The sequence below is a fragment of the Acinetobacter sp. TUM15071 genome, from assembly GCF_008980925.1.
Classification (GTDB): domain Bacteria; phylum Pseudomonadota; class Gammaproteobacteria; order Pseudomonadales; family Moraxellaceae; genus Acinetobacter; species Acinetobacter dispersus.
In genome coordinates, this window is the sequence record NZ_BKGB01000001.1 from 226,700 (window position 1) to 240,288 (window position 13,589).

General features: G+C 41.4%; 12 protein-coding genes. 3 read left to right on the forward strand and 9 right to left on the reverse strand.

Annotation, left to right across the window (positions count from 1 at the left end; all coding sequences use genetic code 11):
- Positions 1–23: 23 nt before the first annotated feature.
- From GBI66_RS01050 to GBI66_RS01080, 7 genes are all read right to left on the reverse strand, one after another.
- Positions 24–1,193, reverse strand: coding sequence for a hypothetical protein (locus GBI66_RS01050; RefSeq protein WP_151714839.1), 1,170 nt, complete (start codon positions 1,191–1,193; stop codon positions 24–26).
- 30 nt (positions 1,194–1,223) lie between these two features.
- Positions 1,224–2,618: a cytosine permease gene (locus GBI66_RS01055; protein WP_151714840.1), complete on the reverse strand. Its 1,395-nt coding sequence runs from the start codon at positions 2,616–2,618 to the stop codon at positions 1,224–1,226.
- A gap of 311 nt (positions 2,619–2,929) precedes the next feature.
- Positions 2,930–4,399, reverse strand: coding sequence for a (Z)-2-((N-methylformamido)methylene)-5-hydroxybutyrolactone dehydrogenase (gene tgnC / locus GBI66_RS01060; protein ID WP_151714841.1), 1,470 nt, complete (start codon positions 4,397–4,399; stop codon positions 2,930–2,932).
- Between the two features lie 11 nt (positions 4,400–4,410).
- On the reverse strand, positions 4,411–5,448 hold the full coding sequence (gene tgnB / locus GBI66_RS01065) for a flavin-dependent trigonelline monooxygenase oxygenase component (protein WP_151714842.1): 1,038 nt from the start codon (positions 5,446–5,448) through the stop codon (positions 4,411–4,413).
- 2 nt (positions 5,449–5,450) lie between these two features.
- Positions 5,451–6,383, reverse strand: coding sequence for a flavin-dependent trigonelline monooxygenase reductase component (tgnA, locus tag GBI66_RS01070; protein WP_151714843.1), 933 nt, complete (start codon positions 6,381–6,383; stop codon positions 5,451–5,453).
- 24 nt (positions 6,384–6,407) lie between these two features.
- On the reverse strand, positions 6,408–7,199 hold the full coding sequence (locus tag GBI66_RS01075; protein ID WP_151714844.1) for an alpha/beta fold hydrolase: 792 nt from the start codon (positions 7,197–7,199) through the stop codon (positions 6,408–6,410).
- Positions 7,168–7,770 (reverse strand): amino acid synthesis family protein, encoded by a 603-nt coding sequence (locus GBI66_RS01080; protein WP_004771151.1) that lies wholly within the window; start codon positions 7,768–7,770, stop codon positions 7,168–7,170. The genes GBI66_RS01075 and GBI66_RS01080 overlap by 32 nt, the downstream gene beginning before the upstream one ends.
- A 152-nt stretch (positions 7,771–7,922) precedes the next feature.
- On the opposite strand from GBI66_RS01080, the gene GBI66_RS01085 reads away from it, so the two are divergent.
- Positions 7,923–8,585: a GntR family transcriptional regulator gene (locus GBI66_RS01085; protein WP_151714845.1), complete on the forward strand. Its 663-nt coding sequence runs from the start codon at positions 7,923–7,925 to the stop codon at positions 8,583–8,585.
- 56 nt (positions 8,586–8,641) lie between these two features.
- On the forward strand, positions 8,642–8,929 hold the full coding sequence (locus tag GBI66_RS01090; protein WP_151714846.1) for a DUF1330 domain-containing protein: 288 nt from the start codon (positions 8,642–8,644) through the stop codon (positions 8,927–8,929).
- Between the two features lie 114 nt (positions 8,930–9,043).
- Here the strand turns inward: GBI66_RS01090 and GBI66_RS01095 are convergent, their stop codons facing one another.
- Both GBI66_RS01095 and GBI66_RS01100 read right to left on the reverse strand, forming a co-directional pair.
- Positions 9,044–9,886, reverse strand: coding sequence for an SDR family oxidoreductase (locus GBI66_RS01095; RefSeq protein ID WP_151714847.1), 843 nt, complete (start codon positions 9,884–9,886; stop codon positions 9,044–9,046).
- A gap of 1 nt (position 9,887) precedes the next feature.
- Positions 9,888–10,964, reverse strand: a complete 1,077-nt coding sequence (locus GBI66_RS01100; protein ID WP_151714848.1) for an amidohydrolase — start codon at positions 10,962–10,964, stop codon at positions 9,888–9,890.
- A gap of 448 nt (positions 10,965–11,412) precedes the next feature.
- Between GBI66_RS01100 and GBI66_RS01105 the strand changes: the two genes are divergently transcribed.
- Entirely contained in the window at positions 11,413–13,584 is a 2,172-nt protein-coding gene (locus GBI66_RS01105; RefSeq protein ID WP_151714849.1) for a TonB-dependent siderophore receptor, read from the forward strand.
- Positions 13,585–13,589 lie beyond the last annotated feature (5 nt).

Sequence of the window (13,589 nt, forward strand, 5' to 3'; positions counted from 1 at the left end):
TCGCCCGAATGTGATGACTCATCCTAAAAATAATAGAACAACGTCAGGTTTAATAATTTGTTCCACTTTCCATCATCGCCTAGAGCCAGTGAGTCTGGAGTTCCCCCAATAAAGGGATCATTTTTACTCATGATATATTCAGCAACCAAAGAAAGCTGTTTATGGTCAATTGCGACACCTAAAATATTACGGGTCGAATCCTGTGCACTGGCCTGATCTTTGTTGTAGCGGCTATGCATAAAATAAGGCGTAATATTGCCAATCTGTTTGACATCTTTAAAGGCATAACCAAGATCAGCCGTATAATAGGTTGCTTTGTTGGCAACATAATATTCGCTGTCGTATGACCCCATTAATGAAGCTGTAGCGTCAATTGAGTCTTTATTGGTGACATCATTTTTTCCACCTGTTAATGTCAATCCCAGATTGCCATAATTGAATTTGCTAAATAATGCCCAAGCATTACGTCGCCCTGTTTGGGACATGGTTTTATTTTCAATCTCAGCGGTCCAGTAAGAACCACCAATTTGTGTGCTTAAGCCTGTTACACCTAAAGGAATATCTTGCGTTATACGACCAACCCACATATTTTTCTCTTGTAGATCACTTTTGCTGCTATCATTTGAGCTCACATAATTGGCACTATAACGTCCAGCATCTCGCGTACTTCCTTTATAGTGACCCGCATCTGTCGCAAAATACCCCACATCAAATTGAGTCGCGCTTGGTAATTCAAAGTGATAGGTTAAACCGAGGTTATGAACATCCTCTAAACCTGCTGTGGTATTGATACTACCGTATAAGCTATTTCCCCAGAACCGCGCAGGTCCAAATGGAATGGGTTGCATACCCACTACCACCTGATCAGTCTGATTCAAATGATAACCAACGTAGGCATCAACCAAAGTCGAGAAATCACATAAGGTATCGTATTGATAGCAACGATATTCAGCATGTCCAAATAACTGCCCACGTTCATAATCCAGTTTTAACTGTGCTGCATCAAAACGTATTTTATGTTCAGATGCCGCTTCACCAAAATCTTTGTCTTGATAATTGGCGCGTACATAACCGGATAGAGTCAACTTGCCAGAATCAGCCGTTGCTTCACCAAAGCTGATGCCTGCATAACTTGGTGTGATCATGCTCATTAAAATGGTTGCTATAGCACCCTGTAAATAGATATTTTTCATCTTCAAGATTCCCTTCTGATCCTGTTTTCCTTATGCATTTGCATTAAATGCAGGGCGATTACATTTAATCTTTCCAAGATTAAATAGGTAATACACCATGAAGCTCACCACTAAACCAATCACCCATGAGATATCTACATCTGGAACGATATTGGCGAATGGACCTGTGAAAAAGGCATTGGTGAGAAAAGGAATCTGAATCAGAATACCGACAAAATAGGCAGTTAAGGCTTTGGCATTAAATTTGCCGTAAATACCACCATCCTGAGCAAAAATAGAGTGAATATCATAAGATTTCTTATTAATCACATAGAAATCCAGCAAGTTAATCGAGACCCAAGGCACTAAGATAAATAACAAGGCAAAAATGACATTCAGAAAGAAGCTGATAAAGTTGCTAGAAGCCCAAAGTGCCGTAAATGTCGCCAGAATTAATACCATAATGGACAAACTGATACGAACATTTTTACTTGGTATCCATTGACCTGCAAAGGTCTGAATCGACGTGATGCAAGACAGTACAGCACCATATAAGTTCATGGCATTGTGACCGATAATATTACACAGGAATAAAATCATTAGCACATAACCAAACAATCCTGTTCCAGACTTGACTGCTTCCATAGCATCTGTAGTTGAACCAATACTGACGGCAACCGTTCCAAAGCTCATCGCAAAGATCGTTCCAAGTGCTGCACCTAAATAGGTATAGATAAAAGGTTTATAAATCCCAATACTTTTAGGCAAATATCTTGAATAATCTGAAGTATAGGGTGAGAAACTAATTTGCCAGACGGCGCATAAACCAAACATGGCAAACCAGCCTTTCAGATTGAATGACCCCTTTGCCAAAACATCTGCATTGATATGCGGCAGCATAATCATCAGACCAATTAGCAACGAGCCGCCCATAAACCAAGTACCAATCTTGTTGAACTTATGAATCAGATGATAGCCAACAATACCAATTATCGTTGCGGCAATCGCACCAATTACTGTCGCGGTTGCAACAGGGATCGCTGGCATAACCGTATGCAGTGTTTTCCCAGACAGAATAATGTTGGAAATAAAAAAACCGAGGTAAATTAACGTGGTAAATAAGATGACCAGTAATGCACCATAACGCCCGAACTGCGCACGACTCTGAATCATTTGAGGAATGCCCACTTGTGGTCCCTGTGCAGAAGTCAGGGCAAGAATTGCAGCACCAAAGAAATGACCACAACAAATGGCGACCAAAGCACTGATCAAGCTTAAGTCAAAGGTCAACATGGACATTGCACCTGTAATCACAGCCAAAGGCGCAATATTGGTACAAAACCACAAAGTAAATAGATCCCGAACTTTTCCGTTACGTTCAGATGGATCGACATAATCAATTGAATGGCTTTCTATCGCGAAAGCATTTTTCTCATTTTGGCTCATATCCTTAATCTCTCTTTGAGGAACTCATTTCCTCAATATCAATTCGTGAGAGTAAATGTAGGTTTCTCAACCCGCCTTATCAGTGCCATATCCAGACGGCCTGACATTTATTTCTATTGTTTGCAGCCCTTGGTTGAGCGATATGTATGAAAGCTAGGAAAAAAAGATAAAACAGGTACAGTCGATGCATAATACATGCTCAACAAAAACTAGCTTTTCTCACCCAGCCTGAGATTTATATAATTTCTGCGTTCTGCATTTTCATGTTTTCATCCTTGAAATAGAAATCCTGAACTCGACCTTTTGCAGCATTAACGCATTACAAAAGGATCATCAATCGGTTGCTCCGAGGTACGCAACCAGACCGTTTTTGTAGTGGTGTAATCCAATACGGCATCAGAGCCGCCTTCACGGCCATGACCTGATAAACCATGACCGCCAAAAGGTGCCAGTGGAGAAACGGCGCGATAAGTATTCAACCAGAGAATGCCTGAACGAATGGCTTTGGTCATACGATGCGCGCGGCTTAAATTGTTGGTAAATATGCCCGCAGCAAGTCCGTAAGGGGTATTGTTGGCTTTTTGAATCGCTTCTGCTTCGCTACTAAAACTCACCACTGACAAAACTGGCCCAAATAACTCAGTCATGACGCAATCTGCCTGCGGGACATCACTACAATCCAGAATTGTTGGGGGATAGTAATACCCTGCTCTTGGCAATGATTTTCCGCCTGTTAATAATTTCGCGCCTTGCTGAATTGAACTAGCCACGACCTGCTCAATTTTTTCACGTTGACGTAATGTGCATAACGGCCCGTATTGGGTTGCCATGTCTTCAGGTAAACCAATTTTAATGGTCTGCACTCGCTCAACTAGACGCTGTAAAAACTCATCTTTTATACTGTCTTCAACTAATAATCGTGAACCAGCAACACAACTCTGTCCTGTTGCCGCAAAAATTGCCGCAACTTGAGCATTGACCGCACTTTGCATATCCGCATCAGCGAATACAATAAACGGGGATTTGCCACCTAACTCAAGTGATACTTTCGCCAGATTCTCAGCCGAATTACGCACAATATGCCGTGCTGTTTCAGGGCCTCCCGTAAATGCCACATGTGCAATATCTGGATGACTGCTTAACACAGCTCCACATTCAGGACCAAAACCTGTAATGACGTTGACCACACCCGCAGGAAAACCTGCTTCATGTACTAAGCGTGCAAAAGCCAGTAACGGTGCTGGACCCTCTTCTGATGCTTTCAGTACAACAGTACATCCAGCGGCCAAAGCGGGCCCCAGTTTGACTGCCGAGAGAAATAACTGACTATTCCACGGTACAATCGCTGCAATCACACCGACAGGTTCGCGGATCGTCCATGCCTGCATATCCTGCTTATCAATCGGTAAATAACTGCCTTCAAGCTTGTCGGCTATCCCTGCGTAATAACGATAATATTCAGCTACATAGGCAATCTGACTTGAAGTTTCGCGAATGATTTTTCCTGTATCGCTGGTTTCATATTGAGCCAGTTGTGGTGCCGCTTGTTCAATCAGCTCTGCCAGTTTATAAAGCAGTTTACCTCGTTGAGAAGCCGTTAACCCCACCCAGGCACTATCCTGTAAAGCATGGGTGGCGGCTGCCACAGCACGGTTCACTTCATCACGGCGTGCTTCCGGCATTTTTGCCCAAACTTGTCCTGTTGCAGGATTAATACTGTCGAATTGAGCAGCACCATCCTCAAACTGACCATTGATGTACAACTGAAATTGAGAAGTCATCGTCTTCTCTCCTATGCAAATGCAGGCATCACGTCATTGATCATACGCAGTAACGAGGCTTTTTTACGTTCAAAGTTCATTCCAGTATCAATCCAGAATGAATACTCGTTATATCCCATCGCCTCATAGGCTTTTAAACGGTCAATCACTTCTTGTGCTTGACCAATCACGTTATTTTGACGCATTGCTTCTGGGGTGTAGAAAGGATGTTGGGCCATTTCTTCTTTACTGATTGGTGCGATGAGACCTTGATTAATTTCACGCTCATTTTTAAACCATGCACCAAAATAATTATAGAAGGCATTAATTTCTTCTGCTGCAACTTGTGCATCAACCTCACTCTCTGCCACATAAGTATGGCGGAGTAACATAATTTCTGGACGTGGAATATCAGCAAACTTTTCACAAGCGGCATTGAAATGTCCCATCAGTTTCTCAACTTCATCATCCCCAAAATGCAACGGTGTGACCTGTACATTACAACCATTTTGTACTGCAAATTCATGGCTATTTGGATCACGTGCCGCCACCCAGATTGGAGGGAATGGCTGTTGTAAAGGCTGTGGTGCGGAGGTGGTTTTTGGGAACTGCCAAAATTCTCCCTTATGTTCGTAGTCACCTTTCCAGAGATTTTTGATGGCAGGAATCATTTCACGCAGACGTTGCCCTGCACTCCATGCATCCATCCCAGGGACCATCCGCTCATATTCAAATGAGTAAGCGCCTCGTGCAATCCCGATATCTAAACGACCATTGGTAATAATATCAGTCATGGCCGCTTCACCTGCCAACTTGATCGGATGCCAGAAAGGAGCAACTACTGTGCCTGTACCCAAGCGCACATTTTTGGTCTTATTGGCCAAATCAGCCAAATTAATAAACGGATTCGGTGCAATGGTAAAATTCATGGCGTGATGCTCACCCGTCCAGATCGCATGCATGCCTCCCTGATCCGCAATCTGGCACAGTTCAATCATCTCATCATAAAGCTGTTTCTGCGTTTGCTGATCAGAAACACGTTCCATGTGTACAAATAATGAAAAACGCATAGTTAAACTTCCTCTTTAACAATTTGACGAACTGTACCACTGGTTTGATTACCGTAATAAACACCATAGGTTTTGAGATGATTTTCTTTACGGTAGCGCATCAACATACTTTGCAAAGCACTATCTACAAAACTAAGTTGATCTAAATCATTCAAATCAACAAACTGACCTTTGGTCGCATTGGCGGTGGGGGTATTACATAAAAATGAGATGTACTGTTGCTGATTCTCTATATTTTCATAAACTGAATAGATAAAGCTGGCAGAAGCATCTGGTTGATAAGCAGCAAAGATTTTTTCAAGTGCTTTATCTGCACCATCCTTCTCAACCAAGAGATGAGGAATCGTCCATTTTTGATCGGCCGTTTGTTCCAATAAAATTTTATTTTCATGTCCAATAATGGAACTAATTACAACTTTTGGCCCTGAAATAACTTCTGCCGAAAGTTTTGCTGGTGTGAAATAACCACCACGGTAATACCCCAAACCTGCAAAACCTGCCGAAGCAAAGTTTTCCACTTTACCAATTAGAATTGCATGATCACCAGCATCAACGATTTGATAGGTGGTGCAATCAAACCAAGCGCTGACATGATCAATCAAAGGGTTTTGGAAAGCACTTTTGCTCCATGCCAAATTAGCAAAACGGTCATCACTTGGACGAGCAAATGTATTTGAAACATCCTTTTGCTCTTCTGCCAAAATATTGATCGCGAAGTGTGAAGCATCTGCAAAGTTATGATAATTGCTCGATGTCTTGGCAATGCTAACGAGCAGCAAAGCTGGGTCCAAAGACACCGAAGCAAAAGAGTTTGCTGTAAAGCCCAATGGAGTTCCATCTGCTTTACAAGTGGTGACTACTGTTACGCCTGTCATAAATGACCCAAAGGCATCACGTAGTTCACGTATTTTATTTATCGTATCCATTTCACTCATTGCCCTATTCCTTTATCAAGCAACTTAGATGCTGGTTTCCAACCATGCTTGCATTGCATTATTTACTTTATCTGGTGCGGTCAAATTCACCATATGTCGTTCATTTTCAATTACGATGGCTTTGCCATTTTGTGCTTGGCTAGCCATTTGTACTGCCATTTCGGCAGTAGAGTTGGGATCACCAGTACCTGTTAAAATCAAGACTGGACACCTAATGTTGGGCCATTGATCCGCATAAACTGCATCACCTCGTGCAAAAGCAGCATAAGCAGTGGCATAACCCGACATATCCACTTCCTGTAACCAGGATTTCACTTTTGAGGCAGCCTGACGTTCAACATCACTCTGACCAAACCAGCGTTGTAATGGGGTCTCGATATCGATATGACCGGTTTTTAATTCTTCGGCACGTTGAATCACTGCATCTTTAGCTTCCGCTGAACGCTTATAGACTCCATTGAGCACAGCCATACGCTTCACTAAATCAGGACGAGTTGCGCTGACGCCTGTGGTGATTAAAGATCCCATAGAATGTCCAGCCAAATTCACAGCGCCAACATCCAAAGCGATAATCAATTCGATGGTCCAGTCCACAAAATCCTGTAGCTGGGCATCATCTGCTAATTTTGTACTTTGTCCATGGCCTGGCATATCCACTGAAATCACCCGATAATGTTTCGAGAAGAATTCGATTTGTGGATACCATGCTGCTGCTTGCATCCCAACACCATGAATCAGAACCAGCGGTTCTCCTTCGCCCTGCTCAAAATAATGAGCAATGCGGTTATTTGACAGCTGCAGGGTTTTTGAGATCATGACCTAACTCTTCCAAATCTTGATAACGATCTCCAATGCGATGATGTGGTCGACCACCTGTCGCAGCACCAATCACTACCACCAGCTCATCAGCAGCAGGTGCATCTGGAATTGCAAATTGTAAAGTCAAATAATGGGAACGACGTCCTTCATCATTCTTGTCCATCATTGGAATCAAGATCGGCGCATTGGCTGGGCCACGGGTATTATTAAATGCCAGATATGATTTTGCTCCCACTGCACTGCGATAAGTATTGCCAAAATGCAAGGTATGAATCAGTGCAGAGGCATGTTCAAGTTCACCCTCCAGCCCGACTACAGCACTTTTACCAAAGGCTTGTACTGCTTCGCCAGAACCAACTTCGTCAAGAATCAATTGGGTCAAATGTTCACTTAGGATAGGTGCAATACGGCGGATTTCAGGTGCAAGGTTTTCGACATAGCCCTGACCTGCCCAAGGATTTTTGATCACAGCTGCTGCTGCCACCATTTTTAAAGGTGTTGGTGCTTCTTTGCCACCATCAATATAGGTGGTTTCCACATGGAGCACAGTTTTACGGATTAGATTCATTGTTCTTCCTTGCGTGTGAATTTATCTTGTCATTCGTATTATGGTATACCATAATACATAATGAAAAAAAAGCAAGAGTTTGCTATGCTAATTTTTAGCAAAGAACATGTAACAAAATTCTGCATTATTAAAATCGGGAAAGATGAATTTCTATGAATCTTAAAATTGAAAATCCACCTGTGACGTTGCGTGAGCTCTGTCTGGATAAAGTGCGTAATGCCATTATTACAGGTTATTTTCCCTCTGGAAAAAGACTGGTTGAACGGACACTTTGTGAAGAACTAGGTGTAAGCCGTTCTGTGGTGCGGGAAGTGATTCGCTATCTTGAAGCAGAAGGCTTGGTTGAAATCTTGCCCAATAAAGGTCCAATTGTTTCATTACTGGACTGGGAAATTGCCTCACAAATCTATGAGATTCGTCTTTTACTCGAGCAAAGTGCGGTTGCAGATTGCACCCAAAATCTTACTGAACAAACCACTCAGCAATTGCAGCACTTATTAGCTGAGCTTGAACAGGCATTTGCTGCGGATGATATCAATTTAATTATTGCTACCTCTGCAAAGCTTTATGAAACTATTTTTACCACAGCAAAACATTATATTGCCTGGGAGGTGGTGCAACGCTTGAATGGTCGTATTAGCCGTCTGCGTGCCATGACCATGAAATCTACCAAACGTGAAATTTCAGGTTACCAACGTATCAAAAATATGTGTGAAGCCATCTACTTACATAAAGATGCTGACAAAGCCAAGCAAGCTGTTGCGGAACATATTGCAGAAGCAGCATCTGTGGCAAAAAAAATTTTGAATAGTTAATCACGAAAACGGAAACATAAGGCTGATGAAGCCTTAACTAACATAAGGATATAAGAATGTCTGCTTACTGGATTGCTCAAGTGACCATCCATGATCTGGAGCAATATAAACAATATATGGCCTTGGCACCGCATGCTTTTGAAAAATATGGAGCAAAATTTCTTGCAAGAGGTGGTAACTCGACTTGTCTGGAAGGCACAGCATATCAGCGTCATGTCATTATTCAGTTTTCTGACTTAGAAACAGCGCAGGCTTGTTACCATTCAGAAGAATATTTGAAAGCACGACTGGCTCGTAAAGATTGTGCTGATGTGATGATCAGTATTGTAGAAAGTCTGGATTAAGCTGGAGCGGCATAAAAGAGCATTCTTTAAACCTTCTTTTATGCCATTTCCAACACCAAAGTTACCTGACTCCAATTGGATATCAGTCTAACTTTAGTCATATCATTCTAATTTTTAAGCCCGCTTTTTCTTGGATTTCTTGGTAAAGAAACTCAATGCATGTGAATAATGGGTCGGCGTAATACGCTGAATCAGATCAATGATTTTTGCATCATTCCCAATCAGAATACGCGCTTTATCCGCTTTAACTGCATTCAGAATAATTTTAGCCGCCTGTTCTGGTGGCGTCTTTAAAACCTTATTAAATGCCTGACTCGCCTTAGCTGGGTTCATTCCTAAACTGCGAATACTGTCACTCATTCTTGCACTATTGGCAATATTGGTGCGAATTCCGCCTGGATGCACACAAGTTGCACTTAAACCATTATTCTGAATTTTTAACTCTTGGCGTAAAGCCTCTGTGAAACCACGGACTGCAAATTTTGTGGCGTTGTAAGCGCTTTGTGTCGGCTGTGCGGTTAGGCCAAACAGACTGGAAATATTAATAATATGTCCTTCATCACTTTGTTTTAAATACGGTAAAAATTCTTTAGTACCATAGACCACACCCCAAAAATTAATATTTAAAATCCATTCCAGCTCATCATAGTTCATTCCTTCGACGGTACTCGCCAAAGCCACACCTGCATTATTAAAAATCAGGTTGATCTTGCCATGTGCTTTAAAACTCTCTGCCGCCCATTCACGTACTGCACTCTGATCTGATACATCTAGTTTTGTCAGTGTAACCTTGACAGGGTATTGCTGAAGCAAAGCCTGTGTTTCCATCAACCCTTGTTCATTGATATCACTTAAGGCTAAATGTGCGCCTTGTTGTGCCAATAAAATTGCGAGCTGTTGACCTATACCCGACCCTGCACCTGTAATTGCAGCGACTTTTTGATTAAAACTTTTCATATTATGGCTCTAAAGGAAGTTGATAAAAATTAGCGGCATTTTGTCTAAATATGGCATGCAAAGCCTGATCACCATAAGGACTCAACATTTGAATATAGGCATGGATTAGGTCATTTAAACGAGTGTTTGACTTATCCATCGGAAAATTGGATGCGAACATGATCCGCTCTGTACCAAATACTGAGATTGCGTGTTGAATCATAGGTGTCAGTAAACTCACCATCTCAGTAATACTTGCGGTTCGACCCTGTTTATAGAATGTGTGTCCAAGTACTGGCATCATCAAGCCTGAGATTTTGGCATGGACATTTTTCTGTTCCGCCAAAACTGCAATATCTTGCTGCCATTGCTTAAAAATGGCATCACGCTGCAATTTTGTCATTCCCGTTTTCTTACCCACGGCTCCAAATAAACCGACAGGTGTCGCCAGATGATCAACTACAATACGTGTTGCAGGAAAATACTGTGCGAGAGTTGTAATTTCACTTAATTGGGTAGAATAGCCCCAAGCATCAAAAGACAAATCCATTTTTGCAAGTTGTTCAAAACCTTTTAAGAATTTCTTGTCACAATAGAGATGGGGCCGATCACACCAACGATAAACACCGCTATCCTGATGCCAAGCCGCCATTTTACGAATGCCACGGAATAGCGGACTCGCATCCTGATGTGCTTTAAGAATATCTTTAAATTTTCGATCTCTTGGGTCAGCTGTTGCAACAATTGCGCCTAATTTTAGACCTTGTGCTTTAAAATCTAATTGCTGAATCCAATCCGTTTCTTCAACCACGCCAAAGCCTTTGTGGTGATGCCAGTTGGCTTCGACATGAACCACACTCTCGACTGAAAATGGCGAAGTGTCTGCCTGATAATGCTTTAGTAAATAGGGCTTCAATGCATATTCAGTTAAACCTAAACTATCTAACAAGGGTTTGGGTTTAACCAACCGCACAACCCGATCCATGACAGTAGGATATTTTCCCAAAGCTTTGACCAACAGTGTTGCGGAATGCGGTGTATGGTAAGGATCCCATTGATGGATATGTGGGTCGATGATTGCAAAATCTAATCTTGTCATTGTTATACTCAAAATAAGATAAAGACATAAAGTGTTAAATACTGCTCATCCATAGCGATCTCTAATTGTTCTAAATAGCTTTGTTGTTTTAGCCTACTGAACAAATCATTATGAATAAAATGATTTATTTAAATATTCAGATATGAATATGATTCATTGCATATCAGAAATGGTTGGCCTATATTCATACAATAACTATTAATTTCATAGCTTTATTAAAAATTTAAAAGAAACTATCGTTCTCAACTTATAAAAATAATGTGCATTTTTTAAAAATAATAAATGCATTATCAACTGCTTAATTTTTATTGATCTTTTCTCGCCGACCAACTTCTTGTAAATAATTCTCATTTAAATATACTTTACAGCCTTATTGCCGTCCTAGCCTACCTTCAGGTTAGTTAAAACTACCTCTCTCTTGCTCCAACAGCACTCATCAGGTATCTATATGTCTGCTTTTTCCTCGCGCAAAAACCTTATTACTGTTGAAATTTTAAAACAAAGCAGCCCATTACTTTTATCTTTAATACCTGTGCTGTCATGGGCAGAAACAACATCAGAACACCCCACTCAACTCGCAACCATCAATGTTCAAGCTGAACAATCCTCAAGCTATATCGCTGCACAAACAGCATCAACCTTACGTGGCAATCAAAACAATCTAGAAAGCCCACAAACGGTAAATGTGGTGTCTAAACAATATATGAAAGATTATTTGCCAGCAAACTTGGATAATGCACTAACCCAAGTTAGTGGTATTACTCAGGGTAATACTTTGGGGGGTACTCAAGATACCGTCATGAAACGGGGCTTTGGGGATAATCGTGATGGCTCGATTACCGTGAATGGCATGCCAATTGTGCAAGGTCGCACCATGAATGCTGCAGTTGAGCAGGTTGAAGTATTAAAAGGTCCTGCGTCTTTACTTTACGGCATTATGGACCCAGGCGGTGTGGTCAATGTCATTACCAAAAAACCTGAAACGACGCAAAAAACTGAATTTTCAGTTTATGGTTCAAGCTTCGCCGCAGGTAAAAATGGTTTAGGTGCAAGTCTAGATACTACGGGTGCAATCAGTGACAGTAACTTTGCCTATCGTTTTATTGCCGATCATTCCGATGCAGACTACTGGCGTAATTTCGGGAATCTTAAACAGACTTTAATTGCACCCTCATTGGGTTGGGATAATGGTCAGACCAAAGTCAATTTAAGTTATCAATATCGTGACTTTGACGTCCCTTTTGATCGTTCCACTATTTTTGATCCCAACACCCAAAAAGCTTTACCGATCTCTAAATATCAACGCTTAGATGAAACCTTTAACCAAATGAAAGGTGAATCTCATTTGGCACAACTATTGGTTGATCATCAGCTTAATGATAACTGGTCTGCTCACTTAGGCTATAGCTATAACTATGAAACCTATGATGCCAACCAGTTACGTGTCACGTCGTTAAATAGCAAGAACCACACCGTGAAGCGTCGTACCGATGCCACCTTAAATGCAGAAAGTGTAGACAGTAATGCCCAAGCCTATCTCAATGGTTCGGTCAATTTACTTGGTTTGAAACATGATATTCAAATTGGTTCAGACATTGAATATCGTAAATATTTCCGTCCAGATATGGTTCGTGGTGATAGCTCAACCTTAGATTATTTAAATCCAAAGTTTGGAATGGTTGAAGCGTCTAAAAATATCGTTGCATCCGATAGCGACCAAACCGATAAATTGCATACTTATGGTTTTTATATGCAAGATGCAATTCACTTAAATGAAAATTGGATTGCCGTACTCGGTGGGCGTTACTTACATTATCAACAGACTGCTGGGCGTAGCAGACCATTTAAAGAAAATACCAATACCAATGATGATGCTTGGCTCCCACATGCAGGTTTAGTCTATCAATGGAATGATCAGCTGTCTTTCTATGGTAGCTATACCGAATCTCTCAAACCATCATCTTCAATTGCACCTTTAGGCAGCAATGCAGTCATTGATGCAGACGTTAAACCTGAACAAGCCAAATCTTATGAAGTCGGTGCGAAATACGAATTCAATGACCGTATTAAAGCCAACTTTGCACTTTACAATATTAAAAAGCGTAATGTTTTAGCCAAAGTAACCAACCCATCGAGCAATGAAGTTGAACTGCATACCACAGGCGCAGTCCGTTCCAAAGGCGCAGAACTCGATCTCACAGGACGACTCACTGATCAGCTTGATGCGACCCTAACCTATGCCTATACCGATGCCAAAGTCACCGAAGATGAGCTCGGTTTGCAAGGTAATCGCCTGAACAATGTGGCACGAGATACAGCTTCACTCGCATTGGCCTATAACTATGGCGAACTTTATCATGGCAATTTACGTTTAGGGCTAAGCGGTAATTATGTCGGAAAACGTGCTGGAAATTCAGAGAATACCTTTGACCTGCCTGAATATGCATTGGCCAATGCCTTTGTCAGTTATGACACCACCATTGCCAAACAAGCGGTTAATTTTCAATTTAATTTAAATAATATCTTTGATAAAACCTACTATACGGCCAGCGTTAATAATCTGGCGGTGTCTCAAGGGGATTCTCGTCAAGCGGTATTACGTGCCACTTTTAAATTCTAATAGAG